Source organism: Agrobacterium bohemicum (assembly GCF_001562555.1).
GTDB classification, from domain to species: Bacteria; Pseudomonadota; Alphaproteobacteria; order Rhizobiales; family Rhizobiaceae; genus Agrobacterium; species Agrobacterium bohemicum.
On record NZ_KQ961032.1, the window covers coordinates 60,828 to 77,393 of the forward strand.

Below are 16,566 nucleotides of genomic sequence, written 5' to 3' on the forward strand. Positions count from 1 at the left end.
CCGCAGTCGTCGCATCTGTCAGCTTGATTTGCTGATGGCAGCCGCTATCTGTTCGACGTTGTAGCGGAACATCTTTTCGTAGGTCGATGCGGGGCCCTTGGCTTTGGAGAGCGCTTCGACATACAATTCGCCGCCCGGCTCTGCGCCGGTGGCCTTTGCCACCTGCTTCACCAATCGCGGGTCATTCGAGTTTTCGAAGAAATACGTCTTCACATGCTCGGCCTTGATCTGCTCGATCAGCTTGCCGACATCTCCGGCAGACGCTTCTGTCTCGGTGGACACCCCTAGTGGTGACAGGAACGTCACCTTGTATTCGCGCCCAAAATAACCGAATGCGTCATGGCTCGTGAGCACCTTGCGGCGGTCTTCCGGAATGGTGTCAAACTTCGCATGCGCGAAGGCGTCGAGACCATCCAGCGTCTTGAGATAGGCTTCTGCATTTGCCTTGAAATCTGCCTTGTCAGCCGGGTCTGCGGCGGAAAGCGTCGTTTCGATGTTCTTGACCCAGATTTTGACATTGATTGGGCTGTTCCACACATGCGGATCGGTCACCGTCTTGCCGTCCTCTTCCATGCTGCGCGTCTGAATGCCCTCGGAGACAGTGACGGGTGTGCCCTTGTAGCCGGAGGCGGAAATCAGGCGGTCCATCCATCCTTCGAGGCCAAGCCCGCTGACGAAAACGACGTCCGCCGCTTTCAGGCTTTTTGCATCGGCAGGCGATGGCTCGAATTCATGTGGATCGCCATCCGGCTTGACGAGGCTGGTCACGGTCACATGCTTGCCGCCCACTTGTTTGACGACATCGGCAAGCACGGTGAAGGAGGCGACGGCCTTCAGTTCTGCCGCGGATACGGGAGCTGAGAAGGCGATAAGTGCAGAGATGGCAGTAGAGAAAAGTAAAGTGCGGGATAACATTGGCACGTCTCCTGATTAGCCCTTTAGATGCGGGCGGGTGAAATAGCGTCCTGCAAGGCCTGCCGGTGCTGCGATGATGGACAGCCCGTAGAGGCAGGTTGCAGCCATGATGATGGTTGGGCCTGAAGCCAGTTCGAAATGGTATGAAACGACAAGGCCGACATAGCCGGAGATGGCAGCGCTCACGGCTGCAACCACCAGCATGGAGGGAAGATTGCGGGTCCATAGTTGCGCGATGGCTGCGGGTAGCATCATCAACCCCACCGCCATCAGCGTGCCGAGGGCCTGAAAGCTTGCCACCAGATTGATGACGACAAGCACCAGAAAGATGACGTGATACACCGGACCGCGTCCGCCCACGGCTCTCAAAAAACCGGGATCGAAACATTCGGTCACGAGAGGGCGATAGATGATGGCGAGGACAACGAGTGTCAGCGAGGTGATGGCGCCGATCTGATAGAGCGCTGGCGCGTCTATGGCGAGTATCGTTCCGAACAGCACATGCAGAAGATCGACATTCGACCCATGCAGCGAAACGATCAGAACTCCGAGCGCCAGCGAGGCAAGATAGAAACTCGCAAAGCTCGCATCTTCCTGCAACGGCGTGATGCGACTGACGATACCGGAGAGCAGCGCCACGGAGAGGCCAGCGACCAGTCCGCCAACGCCCATGGCGGTCAGTGACAGTGAACCGGCGATGAGATAGCCGATGGCCGCGCCCGGCAGAATGGCGTGGCTGAGCGCATCTCCCATCAGGCTCATGCGCCGCAACATCAGAAACACACCGATCGGGCTGGCACCGGCTGCAAGGCAGAAGCAAGCAATCAGAGCGCGCCGCATGAAGCCGTAGTCCTGAAACGGCGCAAGGAAAATGTCATAGGCCGTCATGCTGCGGGCTCGCAGACATCGCTGGCCTCATCCCAGCGTTCGGCCATGATACGCGCGCGTAACAGATTGACAGGCGACATGACCTGATGTGTCGGCCCCCAGGCGATCAGTTCGCGTGCGATCAGCAGGGTGTCAGGAAAGTGAGCACGCACCTGTTCGAAATCATGCAGAACGGCAACGACAGTGCGCCCCTCACCATGCCAATGTGTGACGATATCCAGAAGGTCGCGTGTCGTGCGCGCATCGATGGCGGTAAACGGCTCATCCAGCAGAATGACGCTGGCATCCTGCATCAGCAGGCGGGCGAAAAGAACACGCTGGAACTGCCCGGCAGACAGCGCCCCTATAGCCCTTTTTTCGAAACCCGAAAGGCCAACCGTTGCCAAGGCTTCTTCAGCCCGCTTTTCATCTTTTTGGGTAACACTTCCAAAGGCGCCTGCGGTCTTCCATGCGCCCAATATCACCGTCTCCAGAACAGAAATCGGAAAACGGCGGTTGATATCCGTCGCTTGCGGGAGGTAACCGAACTCCGCGCGCTTGAGCGCGTGATCGACAGAGCCCTGTGAGGCCTTGATATCGCCGATGATCGCCTTCAGCAGCGTCGATTTGCCCGCACCGTTTGGGCCTGCGATGGCCGTCAGGCTTCCCTTGGCAAAACTGCCAGAGATGTGGTGCACCGCCGGGTGGCGGTCGTACGCCACCGTCAGATTGTCAATTGTCAACACCGCAGCATCGCTCATGACAACACCACAGCCCAGAAGATGGCGAGCCAAAGCGGGACAAGAATACCGAGCACGATGAAAAGGCGTGTGGATATGGATTGTTGCAGGAGGCGCCGAAAAGAAAAGGAATGCAGCATTTGGATGCTCACAATAATGTTATATAATTACTGTGATAGTATAACAATTGCGGCGGAAGAATGACGTGAGAACATGCAACGGGGGGACAAAGGGTCCGGCCGTGGGTGGCGGCATCGAGCAATGCGCGTGGCGGTCTACGAGCGGGAAATACCGGCGTAATCCCGGACTAATGGTCCAAGATCACGCCGAACAGCAGATTAAAGTTGTTCGATCATTGTCGCCGCGGACGAAACCGTTGCCTGACCGGGATTTTCTTCAACATTCAACGACTTAACCACGCCATCTTCAACCAGCATGGAATAACGCTTGGATCGGACGCCGAGGCTGCCAGCGGAAAGGTCGGCATCGAGGCCGAGCGCCTTGGTGAAGGAAGCGTCCCAATCTGCGAGAAAGTGGATTTTGCCCTGTCCGCCAGATGACTGCGCCCAAGCGCCCATGACATGCCAGTCATTGACGGAAATGACGGCGATATCGTCAACGCCGCGCGCAAGAATGGTGTCGCGGTTTTCGAGATAACCGGGAAGGTGGTTCAGTGAACAGGTGGGGGTAAACGCGCCTGGAACGGCGAAAACGACGACCTTCTTGCCGCTGAAAAGAGCATCTGTCGTTGTTTCAATCGGGCCGTCAGCCGTCTTTTCCTTGAAGGTCGCGGATGGAAGTTTGTCGCCGATCTTGATGGTCATGATGTCGCTCCTGTGGCAATGATCCGGCGCGACTATAGAGGATGATTTCGAAAAGTCGCCAGCGAATTCAGCGCAACTCACTGCGGAAAATCAAGCGGAGCTTCCATCACTTTCTGACCGGATTTTACCAGAATGGTCCAGCGCTGACCCTTGGGATTATAGGACTTCGGAAGTCCTTTTATGTTCATGTAGAAAGACAGCTTGCGCTTGTCGCGCACCATGTTCTGCGGCTCGAAATAGGCATAGCCGGATGGGCCGGCAACGAAGATTTCCGTTTCCTTCGGCGCATCCTCCGGCAGTCGCAAATCAACACCCAGCAAGGTCTTGTCGGGCGTGATGTGGAAACTCTGCACCCGGAAATCGTCGTTGGCCGGTTCCGGCAGGGCCATATTTGCGGTTTCCACGGCCTGCGTTTCTTCTTCCGTGGCCGCTTTTCCGTGATCCTTGCGGATGTCGAAATTGGCTTCGAATGGAATGCAGATATTGAGACAGACACCGATGAAAGCCGTCAGCCGCGCCTTGTCTTCATCGGAACCAGACTGAGACTGCAACGTGAAAGGCAGGCTGACCGGAGCGTCGTAACCGATATCGCTGATCTCGCCGTTTTCGATGAGTTTGGGCACCGGGAACGCCAGCGAAGTCAGGGCTGCGCCACCTGCGGGATCAAGCATTATTTTTGGCGGAATGCCGGCTTCTCCCGGCTCGCGCCAGTAGGTTATCCAACCGGGTTTGAGATCAATCTGCAAAACTGCATCGATGCGGCCCGTGGCATCGGCAGGCTTGCTGACGATGCGCATGCGCCCGCCTTCACTCGTTTCCCACGTCGTTACATCTGCCTGTGCGAACTTTGGGGGAGATGCCAATGCGAGCGTGAGAGCAAACAATGGCAGGGATGCGCGTAAGAAAAGAAAGAGCGTAGCGTTCATGTCTTCGGTCTAGCCTAACATCTATCAGGGGGCCAGTTACGATTTTCACCCCATCATCATTTTCGGTTGATTGATCGGCCTCTATGTCGCATCCTTCGCTTGAACCAACCCTCATGCCGTACCTCTTCCCACGAGAATAGAGCAGACCGGAGGCAGCCGTGACCTTTTCGACCCTGATGGACAAGAAAGAGCGTGGCTTTCTGGATGGCCATTTTCTCATCGCCATGCCGGGACTGGAAGGTGGTGCGTTCGAGCGTTCGGTCGTCTATATCTGCGCCCATTCCGATGCGGGAGCCATAGGCTTCATCATCAACCGGGCCCAGCAGATTACCTTTACCGATGTGCTTCTGCACCTGAAGATGATGGACCAGAACGATGCCATCATGCTGCCCGACCGCACCCGTCAATTTCCTATCCAGTGTGGCGGGCCCGTCGAGTCCGGGCGGGGCTTCGTGCTGCATTCGGACGACTATAGCAGCGAGTCCAGTATCCCTGTCAGCGACGATATTTCCCTGACGTCGACGCTTGATATCGTGCGTGCCATTTCCGGTGGGCGGGGGCCGGACAAGGCAACCATGCTGCTGGGCTATGCTGGCTGGGGGCCGGGACAGCTTGAAAACGAGATGGTCAACAACGGGTGGCTCAATTGCCCGGCATCGGAAGATCTGATCTTCGACCGCACTCTGGAAAACAAATACGAACGTGCTCTGGGTTTGATGGGTGTGGATCCTAGAATGTTGTCGGCGCAGGCGGGTCATGCTTGAGAGACTTAAATTTTAGCGGAACTAAAATTTGATCCTGACGTTTTTACCTCGGTCGCCAGCGCCACGTCTGGTTAAAAAACTAGGGAGAAATATCATGGGTAGCACATCCGATAAAGTCGCTGGCAAGGCCAACGAAATTGCAGGCAAGGTCAAGCAGGGCGTAGGCAAAGCAACGGACAACGACAGCCTGCGCGCCGAAGGTGCCGCACAGGAAACCAAAGGCAAGATTCAGTCCACAACGGGTAAAGCCAAGGACGCAGTCAAGGACGCGGTAGACCGGGCCTAATCTGCCTGCACGTCAGCAAGCTTGCTGACAGCAGTCCAAATAAAGCGCATGTGTTCTTGAAACACATGCGCTTTTTTATCTGTAATCTCTTATTCCTCTCAGCTCAGAGCCGATTTTACGGTTCGTTTCCAGGAGCGATACATGCGCCTATTCTCATGCGCTGCCTGCGGTCAGCCCGTCCATTTCGACAATCGATCATGTGTCAAATGCGGTCACCGCTTGGTCTTCGTGCCACAGACGCTTTCCATGGAGGCGATAGAGCCTGCCGGTGATCCGAACTGGTCGCTGGTGGCGCACCCGGAGCGTCAGGTCCGCTTCTGCGCCAACGAGGTGAACGACATCTGCAATTGGTCTGTGCCAGCAGAAAGCAACAGCAATTTTTGTCCGGCTTGCAGCCATAACAGGCTCGTGCCAGACGCCGCCACCGAAGAGGGCGTTGAACAATGGCGCAGGCTTAGCCAGGCGCAACGCCACCTTTTCTATTCAATGCTGCGTTTGAAGCTGCCGCATCCCAATCGCGACGTTGATCCCCAAGGCGGCCTCGTCTTCGACTTCCTTGTGGATGAGGTGGCACCTGACGGTTCCATCATTCCCGCCATGACGGGCCATGATGAAGGCCTCATCGCCATCCGCGCTGCCGAGTCTGACGATGCTACGCGCGAGCAGATCAAGAGCAACATGAACGAGCCTTACCGCACCATGCTCGGTCACTTCCGCCATGAAGTCGGTCACTTCATCTGGAACAAGTTGGTGCGTGACGCGGACCGGTTGGAGGCTTGCCGCGCCGTGTTTGGCGACGAGCGCGAGGATTACGGCGAAGCGCTGAAGCGCAATTATGAGCAGGGACCACGCCCCGGCTGGCAGGAAACATTCATCAGTTCCTATGCCTCGGTCCATCCATGGGAGGATTTCGCGGAGTGCTTTGCGCATTATCTGCATATCGTGGATACGCTGGAAACCGCGCATGCATTCGGCATCGCCATCGAGCCCGAAGGCCACCAAGAACTGGAGACAGATGTCGCCTTTGAGCCCTACAGCGCAAGAAGCGCGCAACAACTCGTGGATGCGTGGATACCCTTGACTGTCGCGCTCAACTCCATGCAACGCAGCATGGGCGAGGCGGATCTCTATCCCTTCGTGCTGGCCCCAGCAGTGGTGGAAAAGCTGGAATTCATGCACAAGCTACTGCACGATAAAATTCCAGCGAACCAGCAGACCGGTTGGCAGCAGGGTTTTCAGCAGCAGGCGCACCAGAATCAGGCTCTTTTGACCACCTGAAAACGCTCCCGAAGCAGTTTTAGAGCAGCATCGGGTGTATCGGGCGTGCCGAACAGGAAGCTTTGCCCGTAATGACAATTCATGCGGGCAAGCTCAGCAGCATCCTCCGGCGTTTCGATACCTTCGGCAACAACCTGCATTTCGAGCGCACGCGCCATGGCAATAATGGAGCGCAGCAGCACGTTGCGCTTGTCACTGGTGTTGGCGACAAGCGCCTTGTCCAGCTTGATCGTGTCGAACGGGAACCGCGTCAGATAGGCAAGCGAGGAATAACCCGTTCCAAAATCATCGAGCGCAAGGCTCAGGCCGGTTTCCTTGAGCTTGGCCAGAACAAGCCGGGCCTGTTCCGGATTTTCCATGACGACGGATTCGGTCAGTTCCAGCTTCAATTGCTTCGGGTTACAGCGGGTCCGCTGCAACATGCTGCGCACATCCGTGTAAAGCTCGTTGTTGAGAAGCTGTGCGCTGGAAATATTGACAGAGATGAAGATCGGCAGCTTGTCGATGGCGTGCTGCCAGTCCATCAGGTCCGTCGCCGCACGCTCGAGAGCGAACATTCCCAAAGGTTCGATCAGGCCGGACGCTTCTGCCACCGGAATAAACTCACTTGGAGGAATGGTGCCGCGTTTGGGGTGTTCCCACCGCATCAGCGCTTCGAAGCCTGCCAGATCGCCATTATCAAGCTTGATGATGGGCTGATAGGCAAGCGACAGTTCCTTGCGCTCGATCGCGCGGCGCAGATCGCTTTCCATTTGCAGACGGTCGGTGCCGGAAGTGCGGAAGGCCGGGCGGAACGGCTCGACGCGGTTGCCGCCAGCGCGCTTGGCGCGGTACATGGCAAGCTCGGCATCGCTGAGCAGACCAGCCGCGTTTTCTTGCTGATCGATCCATGACACGAGCCCGATGGACGCCGTCAGAATGATTTCGCGATTGGCGAAATTGATCGGCACCATGATGGCTTTGTTCACGGCCTCGGCGAAATCTGCCACGCGCTGTGGGTCACGTTCCGACACCAGGATAAGACCGAATTCATCGCCTGAAAGGCGGGCCAGCGTGTCCTGCGGCTTCAACAAACGACGCAAGCGGCGCGTGAGCGCAATCAGGATGTTGTCACCGGCGGCAATGCCGAGCGTATCGTTGACCAGCTTGTAACGGTCGATATCGATGGCCATTACGGTCGGGCGCACCGTCTCACCCTCGGGTGCTAGGTTGAGGACCGATTGCAGACGGTCAAGGAAGACTTGGCGGTTGGGAAGACCGGTCAGATTGTCGCTCAGCGCATCCTGCAACAGCCGTTCGATGGAATTTTTCTGTTCGGTAATATCAGTAATCGTGCCGACGCAGCGAATGATTTCACCGTTCGAGCCAAGCACCGGCCGCGCCCGAATTTGCAGCCAGTGAAAATGGCCGTCCTCGGCGCGAATACGGAATTCGTGATTGAGACGCCCTTTGCGGTGATCGAGTAGAACGTCCAGCGTCGCCTTGAAGCGATCACGATCATCGGGATGCAGACGCGGAATCCAGTTTCGCGCAGCGCCATGCATCGTGCCGGGATTTAACCCGAGTTTGACCGAAACGTCAGGGGTGGTGACGATGCGGTCGCGTGTCACATCCCAGTCCCACACGGTATCACCGCTGCCTGTCAGAGCCAGCGATTGCCGCTCCAGATCGGAGAACAGCCCTTGCTGGTAAGCGCTACCTGCGAACGCATGCTGAATGACCGTAAAGCCGATCAGCAGCACGATCAGAACAAGGCCGCCCCCGAGGGCCGGCTGTACGATGTCGTTGTCCAGTTGGCCTGTCACCGTCAGCCAGCTTCCAAACAGCCATACGATGATCAGTGCCCATGATGGGACCAGGAGTATGGCGCGGTCGTAACGGTTAAAGCCGAGATAGATGATCAGCACGATTCCAGCGGTCGCCGTCAACGCAAAGGAAAGGCGGGCAATGCCCGATGCGATTGACGGATCATAGATCGCAACGCCAAAAAGCGCGCCAAGCCCGATAATCCACGCAAATGTCGCGTAACCTAGATGTGCGTGCCATCTGTTCAGATTGAGATAGGTGAACAGGAAGACAACGAAACTGGAAGCGAGCGCCACTTCGGCACCCGCGCGCCATATTCGCTCGTCGCTGGAGGTGACGGTGATCAGCTTTTCCAGAAAGCCAAAGTCGACGCAGATATAGGCCAGAACCGCCCACGATAATGCTGCGGACGCGGGCAGCACGGACGTGCCTTTGACGACGAAGAGAATGGTCAAAAGGACCGCCAGCAGACCCGCAATGCCCAGAACGATACCGCGATAAAGCGTGAAAGCGTTGATCGTGTCCTTGTAGGCCTCGGGCTCCCAAAGATAGATTTGCGGCAGTTGCGGCGTGGATAGTTCTGCCACAAAGGTAATCACCGCACCCGGATTGAGTGTGATACGGAACACATCCGCGTCGGCGCTCGGTTGCCGGTCCAGCGCAAAGCCTTCACTGGGCGTGATGGCAATGATGCGCTGCGAACCAAGGTCCGGCCAGAACAGCTTCGAGTTTACCAGACGGAAATGCGGCGCGACGATCACGCGCTCCAACTGTTCTTCGGAGACGTTGGCCAGCGCAAACACCGCCCAGTCGCCTTGATGCGCGGGGGAGGAAGCCCGCACCTCGATACGACGGCGTATGCCGTCAGGTCCGGGCGCGGTCGAAACCTGAAAAGCTTCGCCCTGATTGGCGTAGATATCCGTTGTTGCGGTCAAATCCAGCGCGGTATCGTCACGGGAAATCTTGACCGGCTCAAAGGCATGCGCCTGTGCGGCAAACAGCACATATAAAAACAGCAAGGGTGTAAAGCGCGCGACAGTCACAAGACGTCCAACGACGCGCGACGCAAGGCTAATATATTTCATCTATCCTACTGCGTCCCGGCGGTATTTTGCTTATCGGCAATCAGGGAGAACATAACGTGGTCCCGCCAAACGCCGTTTATTTTCAGATATTCCCGCAAGAGACCTTCCCGCTGAAATCCGGCGTTTTCAAGCAGCCGTATGCTTTTGAAGTTTTCTGGAATACAGGCTGCCTCAATACGGTGCAACTGCAGTCCATTGAAGATGTAGGGTATTACCAGCTTTAATGCGGCAGACATATGGCCTTGGGCCGCATAAGCCTCGCCTATCCAATAACCGATCATGCAACTTTGCGCGGCGCCGCGTCTGATATAACCAATGGTGATGCCGCCCAGAAGCGTTGCATCCTGAGTAAAGAGCAGCAGCGATATGGCCATGCCCGAAGAGAATTCCTGGCCGTTGCGGGTGACACGCACGCGAAACGAACTTTCCGTCAACTCGTCGGCCCGCCATGTCGGCTCCCACGGCTGCAGAAACTGCCTGCTTTCAGACCGCAGCTTGTACCACTGCTGGTAATCTGAATAGCGCGGCAACCTCAACAGATACTCAGCGTTACGAAGTTCCGGTGTATCGCTGTTGCGGGAAAGAAAACGCAGCATGTAAGGTCAGACCTCATCCCCACTTGCCGCGGACATATGCCTTGCCGTCAGCCGTTAGCCTGTATTTTGGTGGATGGCGTTGCCGAAAGCTCCGCCGTGATGTCCGAAAGCGGCAGCAGGTTTTCCAGCGGGCCGATGGCGGATAATGTTGGAACTGTATCGAAAAACAAGCGACCTGCAAGATCGGTCAGACGTTCGGTCGTGATATCGCCCAGACGCTGCATCATCTCGTCATTGGGAATAGGGCGGCCATAGAGCATCATCTGCCGGGCGATCTGTCCGGCACGCGCCGCAGGGCTCTCCTGACCCATCAAAAGCTGGGCGCGGATTTGCGCGCGGGCGCGGTCGATTTCTTCCTGATGGATCGCTTGCGACGATTTGCGGAGCTCATCGAGAATGACGGGAACCAGTTCTGCCAGATCGTTGCTACCAGTCGCAGCATGAATGCCAAAGATGCCGGTATCGGAAAAGCCCCAATGAAACGCATAGACCGAGTAGCAAAGGCCACGAAATTCACGCACTTCCTGAAACAGCCGCGAAGACATGCCGCCGCCGAGGATGTTGGCGAGGATTTGTGAACAGTAAAAATCCCGGGCGTGATAGGCCTTGCCTTCGAAACCCAGCAGCACCTGCGCATCCATCAGATCACGCGTCTCGCGGATTTCGCCACCGGTATAGATGGCTTTTTCCATGACGGGTGTCGCGATCGGAAGCTGTGGCAGACCGGCGAAACGCTCTTCAACCTGTTTGACGAAGCTCTCGTGGTCTACCGCACCCGCCGCCACGACAAACATGCGGTCAGTGGTGTAGTTGCGTGCCAGATAGTGGCGAATTTGACCCGTCGAGAAGGACTGCACCGTGTCAGGCGTGCCCAGAATTGGACGACCAATGGTCTGATCGCGATAGGCAACGCCGGAAAAATTATCGAAGAGCACGTCATCAGGCATGTCGGTCGCAGCACCGATTTCCTGCAGAATGACGTTCTTCTCACGCTCCAGTTCCGCCTCGTCGAAGGCGCTCTCCGTCAGAATATCGGCAAGGATATCGACGGCCAACGGCACGTGGTCTTTCAGGACGCGAGCATAATAGGAGGTGGTTTCGGTGGATGTCGCGGCGTTGACTTCGCCGCCGACATTCTCGATTTGCTCGGCAATCTGCCGCGCTGTGCGGCGGCCAGTGCCCTTGAAGGCCATATGTTCGAGGAGATGCGCGATGCCATGCTCGTCATCGGTCTCGTCGCGCGAACCGGATTTTATCCAGACCCCGAGAGCGACGCTTTCAAGGTGAGGCATTCTTTCGGTAACAACCGTCAACCCGGAAGAAAGCCGGGTTACATTCACACTCATATCAAGTCTTTCCGCGTCACTCACTCTTGGCGCGAGCATGTTTGCCGATGAATTTTTCTACGGCGTCCAGCTCAGCATCCAGAATGTCGAAACGCTCCTCCCGGTTCATCAGATCAGCAAGCCATACTGGAAGCGCCGGATCAATTTCGCAAGCGGATTTTACAGCTGCAGGAAATTTCGCTGGATGTGCGGTGGCCAAAGTTACCATCGGAGTGTTTGATTTTTCGTGCTTTTTCGCCACGAAAACAGCAGAAGCCGTGTGCGGATCAAGCAGGTAACCACTTTCCGAAAAAGTATCGCGAATAGTCGCAGCAACCTGTTTTTCGGTGGCGCGACCCGCACGGAAATCACGCTTGATGAACTTCATCGCCTTGTCGGAAATATCGAAAGCACCGGATTGTTTCAGGCCATCCATGGAGCGTTTTACGGCCCCGGCATCGCGATCATAGGCTTCAAACAGAAGCCGCTCGAAGTTGGACGAAATCTGAATATCCATGGACGGCGACGTCGTGGCGTGCACACCGCGCATTTCGTAACGACCGGTCTTCAGGGTACGCGCCAGAATGTCGTTGTCATTTGTGGCAATCACCAGCTTGTCGATAGGCAGGCCCATCTGCTTGGCAACGTAACCCGCAAAAATATCGCCAAAATTGCCTGTCGGAACCGTGAACGACACCTTGCGGTCTGGGCCACCCAGCGAAAGCGCTGCGGTAAAGTAATAGACAACCTGCGCCATAATGCGCGCCCAGTTGATGGAGTTCACGCCCGACAGTTTGACGCTGTCGCGGAACTTGCCGTCATTGAACATGTCTTTGACAAGGGTCTGGCAATCATCGAAATTGCCGTGAACGGCAATCGCATGCACGTTGGATGCCGTGGAGCTGGTCATCTGGCGCTGCTGCACCGGTGAAACCTTCCCATGTGGGAACAGAATGAAAATATCGGTGCGTTCGCGGCCCGCAAAGGCGTCGATGGCTGCGCCACCGGTATCACCCGATGTCGCACCGACAATGGTGGCGCGTTCGTTACGCTCCGTCAGCGTGTAATCCATCAGGCGGGCGATAAGCTGCATCGCCACGTCCTTGAAGGCGAGCGTCGTGCCGTGAAAAAGCTCCAGAATGAACGAATTAGGGCCAGTTTGTACCAAGGGAACGACCGCCGGGTGGCGGAACGTGGCGTAAGCGTCATCAATCATCGCGCGGAATGCATCGGCCGGAATCTCGCCGCCGGTAAAACGGTACAGAACCTCGAAGGCGACTTCCTGATAGGATTTTCCGCGAAGCGCGCGAATTTCCTTCTTCGACATGGTCGGCCATTTGCGGGGAACGTACAGCCCGCCGTCACGCGCCAAACCCGCCAGAAGCGCGTCGGAGAAACCAAGAGATGGGGCGCTGCCCCTGGTCGATACATATTCCACGAGATAGTCCCTTATCGTCAGCGGCGTCTGCCTGAAAACTTTAGTTTGGCGCGGTGGCGAAGGATTTTGTAAATTTAAAGCAAATCCGAACACAACCAATCGATTTTTTCCAGCGCCGCTGCTATAGACCATCGCCGACGGGCATGAAAGGCCAATAAACGGGTTCTATGGTCCTGCATCGGTATAGTTTTTGAAGGGTTGAACAGAGTGACAGGGAATATTTTGCGTTTGTCCGCCGCCATATCGCTTCTGGCTGTGCTGAGCGGTTGCAACTCTTCCAATCCATCGGACTCGATGGCCGTGAATGCGCCGACCGCCGAGGCGGTGTCCCCGGTCGTTCAGGCAAATTGCCCGGGGATTACCATTCTCGACGCCAACGCCGTCCACCGCGTTTATGCCGGTGGTGGCAATGATCCTGCGAAACTGGTTTATCAGGCGTCATTGTCCGACACGACGCGCTCCTGCAGCATGAGCAACGATACGCTGACCGTGAATGTTCTGGCGCAGGGTCGTCTCGTCCCAGGCCCGCTGTCAAAGCCCGGCCGCGTCAACCTTCCGATCCGCGTGACGGTGAAGGACGGCGACGGCGAAATCTTCTCTCAGGTTACGAATTTTGCTGTCGATGTTCCAGCAGGCGATGCGGGAACGCAATTTATTTTCAACAACCCCAACGTCGCCATTCCCAACGCACCAGGCGGCGCATCACGGCAGACAAATGTCTTTATCTCGTTTGATGAGGGCGGCGCGAAGGCTGGCACGAAGAGGGGTCGGCGCGGGTAGGGCTGGTCTTCGAGAGAAAACCGTTGAACTTAAAGCCCTGCGGCTTTGCGCAGGGCTTCCCCTAGACAGCTTTGCCAGCCTTCTCTGTGTGTCACGCCACGCCAGCCCATTCCGACAGCGCTTCAATTGTCGCGGGCAAGTCCTGCATTCGGGAAATAACCGTTTCCGCACCGGCATCCGTCAGGCGGTCTGCGTGGCTGGGGTACGTGTGTGACGCGCCGGTAAAGCCGATAACGCGCATGCCTGCGGCGCGTGCGCCTCTGATGCCGTGCACGGAATCTTCAATGACGACGGCGCGGTCCGGCGAGACGTTGAACTGTTTTGCGCCATGCAGGAAGATATCCGGCTTCGGCTTGACGCGGTCTGCACCCAGATCCTTGGCGGAATAGACATGGCCTTCGAAATAGGGCTTCAGACCGACCTTGGTCAGCATCATTTCCAGACGGGCGCTGGATGAGTTGGAGCAGATGCAGCGCGGCGTCGTCAGGCGCGATAGCGCAAGTTTGACGCCTTCTATGACCTTTACGTCCCGCTCAAGCCGGGCATCCAGAAGCTTCTCTGACTTTTCCAGCAACGATGCGGACAAAGGGATGCTCGCTTCGCGCTCGACTTCCAGCAGGATGTTTTTCCAGGTCATGCCCGAGAAGCGCTCGCCCATTTCTTCGGTCGAGATCGGATATCCGGCATCCGTCAACAGGCGGGACTCGACCTGTGCGGCGATGATTTCGGAATCGACCAGAACGCCGTCGCAGTCGAAAATAATGAGGTCGAAGCCACTCATGGGCTCTCCTTGACAATTGGGTATGGGAGGAACGGTTGATATTGGAAGAGTTGTGCGCTTTTAGACCATGTGAACCGCAAGCTCAACCAGTGGCACTGCAAACGAGCCCTGCAACAGGCGGCCTTGCTCGACAATGTTTACGCAGCGCTTTATGTCATGCCATGGCCAAGACTCCGAAAACCAAACCTGAAGATACCATCGCCTCGAAAATCAGCCGCATGCTGGCGGAGCGTATCGTGCGTGGTGAACTTGCGCCCGGCGCTCGCCTCCGTCAGGACCATGTCGCCGAGGAGTTTGGTGCGTCGCATGTGCCGGTGCGCGAGGCATTTCGTCGTCTGGAGGCGCAGGGGCTTGCCGTCAGCATCCCACGCCGTGGCGTGCGGGTGGCTGACTTCGGCCTCTCGGATGTGCAGGAAGTGGCGGAAATGCGTGCGGCGCTGGAAGTGCTGGCGCTGCGTCACGCCATTCCCAACATGACCGCGGCCATTCTGGACGAGGCGGAAGCGGCAACGCTGGCGGGTGACAGGGCTATGGATGTGCGCCAGTGGGAAGAGGCGAACCGTCGCTTTCACCGGCTCATCACCGCACCATGCGCCATGCCACGACTGATGGAGGCCATCGACGGACTTCATGCGGCGAGCGCGCGTTTTCTGTTTTCGGCGTGGCGGGCAGGGTGGGAGCGACGCACGGATACCGACCACCGCGCCATCATCGAAGCAATCAGGGAAAACCGTCACGACGAGGCAATTCGCATCCTGACCGGTCACGTACAATGGATCGGCCGCACCGCGATCCGCACGCCGATGGGCACAACGCGCGATGCATTCGCCATCGTCGGCTAAACCAGCGATAGGCTACATCGGCTTTTTGCGGAATATCAGTCTGTGATATTCAGTTCCGTGCGCTCGGCCGCAGTCACCGTCGCATTGACTTCCTTGGGCTCGCGCTTGGTTTTATCGTCGTACGTAATTTTGACCGAATAATTTCCCGGACGCAGGGTTTCCTGGTGCTTCGTGTCGTAACGCCCTGAAATCTCCTTCTGCGTGCCCTGAAGATCCTTGGTCGTTTCGAGAATATCGATGCGCTGTGCGTCTGGTGCCGAAACGGCCAGAACGCCAGCGTCGAGATTGACTGTCAGGTTCGTGCGCTGGCCTGCGGTCACTGTGAATGGTGTCTCCACGCTGACCTGGCCAAGGCGCGCCCGCATGATGAAGTTGCCAGCGGGCATCTGCATCAGCTTGCCGACGCCATAGGTACCGGTCAGCGTCTCGCGGGTTCCATCCAGTGTCTGGTCCGGAGAGACGGTCTCGAAGCGGATGTTGTCGGTCTCAACCGCACGCCCACCTTCCTTGTAGACCGCGCCTGTAACCACAACACCGCTTGGAATGATGAGATCATGGCTGACGATTTCGCCCGCCTTCACGCTGATCGTTGCTTCTGCATGCGCCGGGCCGATGCGGCCCGCCAGCTTCAACTCACCAGCGGGAACGAAAATCTGCTTCGATCCATAAATACTGTCGGTGAAGTTTGATCCCTGCGTTACCTCGACGCGGGCCAGTGGCTCGGCTTCCTTGCTGTCCTGGCTGCGCTTGGGAACGATGGTCAATTGCGCGGCATCGAAATCGGCCTTCACTTCAGCAACCGAACCATCTTTTATCTCGACGGGGATTTCATGGCTGATATTGCCAAGAGCAGCCACCGCCACGTATTTTCCAACCGGAATTTTCTCCTCGAACGTGGCATCGTAAGCGCCGCCAACATTCTCGTCGCTCCGCCCGCCCGTGCTGTCAGCCTTGTAGAAGTCCCAGCGTACCTTGTCGCTGTTGCCCAACGAAGGTCCACCCTTGACCAGAACCGCGTCCGTTTTGACGTTGATCTGCGGTGCGGGAGCAGGTGGCTTGGCGTTCTGCGCAAAGGCAGTGCTAGCGAGAAGTGTGGAAACGACAATGAGAGAAACGCGCATTCTAAATATACCCCTGCAACCCATACCCTTTGGCCCATCCATCTAGATGGCGCGCAAAATTCCGAAATCACAACGTTTAAAGTGAAATCTGGTTCCATTGCGCACCATTGATTATGGGTGAGGTGGCAAATGTGCCCGAAAGGTTCGATCGGCGTTATCGCCCCAACGACGCGTAGCGATCTTAAAACCCGG

General features: G+C 56.9%; 15 protein-coding genes and 1 pseudogene. 5 read left to right on the forward strand and 11 right to left on the reverse strand.

Features of this window, described 5'->3' with window-relative positions:
• Positions 1-18: 18 nt before the first annotated feature.
• From ATO67_RS16235 to ATO67_RS16255, 5 genes are all read right to left on the reverse strand, one after another.
• Positions 19-915 carry a metal ABC transporter substrate-binding protein gene (locus tag ATO67_RS16235; RefSeq protein WP_067651567.1) on the reverse strand — a complete coding sequence of 299 codons (897 nt, stop codon included), beginning with the start codon at positions 913-915 and terminating at the stop codon, positions 19-21.
• Between the two features lie 15 nt (positions 916-930).
• A complete protein-coding gene (locus ATO67_RS16240; protein ID WP_067651570.1) occupies positions 931-1,803 on the reverse strand; it encodes a metal ABC transporter permease in 873 nt (290 codons plus the stop codon).
• Entirely contained in the window at positions 1,800-2,543 is a 744-nt protein-coding gene (locus ATO67_RS16245) for a metal ABC transporter ATP-binding protein (protein ID WP_067651573.1), read from the reverse strand. Before ATO67_RS16245 ends, ATO67_RS16240 begins: the two co-directional genes overlap by 4 nt.
• Positions 2,544-2,860: 317 nt before the next feature.
• Positions 2,861-3,346 carry a peroxiredoxin gene (locus ATO67_RS16250; RefSeq protein WP_067651575.1) on the reverse strand — a complete coding sequence of 162 codons (486 nt, stop codon included), beginning with the start codon at positions 3,344-3,346 and terminating at the stop codon, positions 2,861-2,863.
• A 77-nt stretch (positions 3,347-3,423) separates the two neighbouring features.
• A complete protein-coding gene (locus ATO67_RS16255; RefSeq protein WP_067651577.1) occupies positions 3,424-4,272 on the reverse strand; it encodes a protein-disulfide reductase DsbD domain-containing protein in 849 nt (282 codons plus the stop codon).
• Between the two features lie 158 nt (positions 4,273-4,430).
• On the opposite strand from ATO67_RS16255, the gene ATO67_RS16260 reads away from it, so the two are divergent.
• From ATO67_RS16260 to ATO67_RS16270, 3 genes are all read left to right on the forward strand, one after another.
• The gene (locus ATO67_RS16260) at positions 4,431-5,036 is read left to right on the forward strand and encodes a YqgE/AlgH family protein (protein WP_106404975.1); all 606 of its coding nucleotides are present in this window, start codon (positions 4,431-4,433) and stop codon (positions 5,034-5,036) included.
• 94 nt (positions 5,037-5,130) lie between these two features.
• Entirely contained in the window at positions 5,131-5,322 is a 192-nt protein-coding gene (locus tag ATO67_RS16265; RefSeq protein WP_067651580.1) for a CsbD family protein, read from the forward strand.
• Positions 5,323-5,463: 141 nt separating this feature from the next.
• Entirely contained in the window at positions 5,464-6,600 is a 1,137-nt protein-coding gene (locus ATO67_RS16270; RefSeq protein WP_082760299.1) for a zinc-binding metallopeptidase family protein, read from the forward strand.
• Here the strand turns inward: ATO67_RS16270 and ATO67_RS16275 are convergent.
• The 4 genes and pseudogenes from ATO67_RS16275 to thrC form a co-directional block, all read right to left on the reverse strand.
• A pseudogene (locus ATO67_RS16275) lies at positions 6,579-9,395 on the reverse strand (EAL domain-containing protein); the annotation flags it as partial. The gene ATO67_RS16270 and the pseudogene ATO67_RS16275 sit on opposite strands and share 22 nt — an antisense overlap.
• 101 nt (positions 9,396-9,496) lie before the next feature.
• A complete protein-coding gene (locus tag ATO67_RS16280; RefSeq protein ID WP_067651589.1) occupies positions 9,497-10,087 on the reverse strand; it encodes a GNAT family N-acetyltransferase in 591 nt (196 codons plus the stop codon).
• A gap of 47 nt (positions 10,088-10,134) precedes the next feature.
• Positions 10,135-11,433, reverse strand: coding sequence for a M16 family metallopeptidase (locus ATO67_RS16285; protein ID WP_067651592.1), 1,299 nt, complete (start codon positions 11,431-11,433; stop codon positions 10,135-10,137).
• A 16-nt stretch (positions 11,434-11,449) separates the two neighbouring features.
• Positions 11,450-12,850, reverse strand: coding sequence for a threonine synthase (gene thrC, locus ATO67_RS16290; protein ID WP_067651981.1), 1,401 nt, complete (start codon positions 12,848-12,850; stop codon positions 11,450-11,452).
• Between the two features lie 228 nt (positions 12,851-13,078).
• Here thrC and ATO67_RS16295 point away from each other — a divergent pair, with 228 nt between their 5' ends.
• Positions 13,079-13,630 carry a PilZ domain-containing protein gene (locus ATO67_RS16295; RefSeq protein ID WP_342585726.1) on the forward strand — a complete coding sequence of 184 codons (552 nt, stop codon included), beginning with the start codon at positions 13,079-13,081 and terminating at the stop codon, positions 13,628-13,630.
• A gap of 91 nt (positions 13,631-13,721) precedes the next feature.
• On the opposite strand, the gene ATO67_RS16300 is transcribed toward ATO67_RS16295, so the two are convergent.
• Entirely contained in the window at positions 13,722-14,411 is a 690-nt protein-coding gene (locus tag ATO67_RS16300) for an HAD family hydrolase (protein ID WP_067651595.1), read from the reverse strand.
• Positions 14,412-14,572: 161 nt separating this feature from the next.
• On the opposite strand from ATO67_RS16300, the gene ATO67_RS16305 reads away from it, so the two are divergent.
• Positions 14,573-15,253: a GntR family transcriptional regulator gene (locus ATO67_RS16305; protein WP_067651600.1), complete on the forward strand. Its 681-nt coding sequence runs from the start codon at positions 14,573-14,575 to the stop codon at positions 15,251-15,253.
• A gap of 35 nt (positions 15,254-15,288) precedes the next feature.
• Here ATO67_RS16305 and ATO67_RS16310 read toward each other — a convergent pair whose 3' ends face one another.
• A complete protein-coding gene (locus tag ATO67_RS16310; RefSeq protein WP_245304009.1) occupies positions 15,289-16,374 on the reverse strand; it encodes a hypothetical protein in 1,086 nt (361 codons plus the stop codon).
• Between the last annotated feature and the right edge of the window lie 192 nt (positions 16,375-16,566).

Coding starts and splice junctions, on each gene's coding strand:
- ATO67_RS16235 (WP_067651567.1), bottom strand. CDS start 915: ATGTTATCCCGCACTTTACTTTTCTCTACTGCCATCTCTGCACTTATC.
- ATO67_RS16240 (WP_067651570.1), bottom strand. CDS start 1,803: ATGACGGCCTATGACATTTTCCTTGCGCCGTTTCAGGACTACGGCTTC.
- ATO67_RS16245 (WP_067651573.1), bottom strand. CDS start 2,543: ATGAGCGATGCTGCGGTGTTGACAATTGACAATCTGACGGTGGCGTAC.
- ATO67_RS16250 (WP_067651575.1), bottom strand. CDS start 3,346: ATGACCATCAAGATCGGCGACAAACTTCCATCCGCGACCTTCAAGGAA.
- ATO67_RS16255 (WP_067651577.1), bottom strand. CDS start 4,272: ATGAACGCTACGCTCTTTCTTTTCTTACGCGCATCCCTGCCATTGTTT.
- ATO67_RS16265 (WP_067651580.1), top strand. CDS start 5,131: ATGGGTAGCACATCCGATAAAGTCGCTGGCAAGGCCAACGAAATTGCA.
- ATO67_RS16270 (WP_082760299.1), top strand. CDS start 5,464: ATGCGCCTATTCTCATGCGCTGCCTGCGGTCAGCCCGTCCATTTCGAC.
- ATO67_RS16280 (WP_067651589.1), bottom strand. CDS start 10,087: ATGCTGCGTTTTCTTTCCCGCAACAGCGATACACCGGAACTTCGTAAC.
- ATO67_RS16285 (WP_067651592.1), bottom strand. CDS start 11,433: ATGAGTGTGAATGTAACCCGGCTTTCTTCCGGGTTGACGGTTGTTACC.
- ATO67_RS16300 (WP_067651595.1), bottom strand. CDS start 14,411: ATGAGTGGCTTCGACCTCATTATTTTCGACTGCGACGGCGTTCTGGTC.
- ATO67_RS16305 (WP_067651600.1), top strand. CDS start 14,573: ATGGCCAAGACTCCGAAAACCAAACCTGAAGATACCATCGCCTCGAAA.
- ATO67_RS16310 (WP_245304009.1), bottom strand. CDS start 16,374: ATGCGCGTTTCTCTCATTGTCGTTTCCACACTTCTCGCTAGCACTGCC.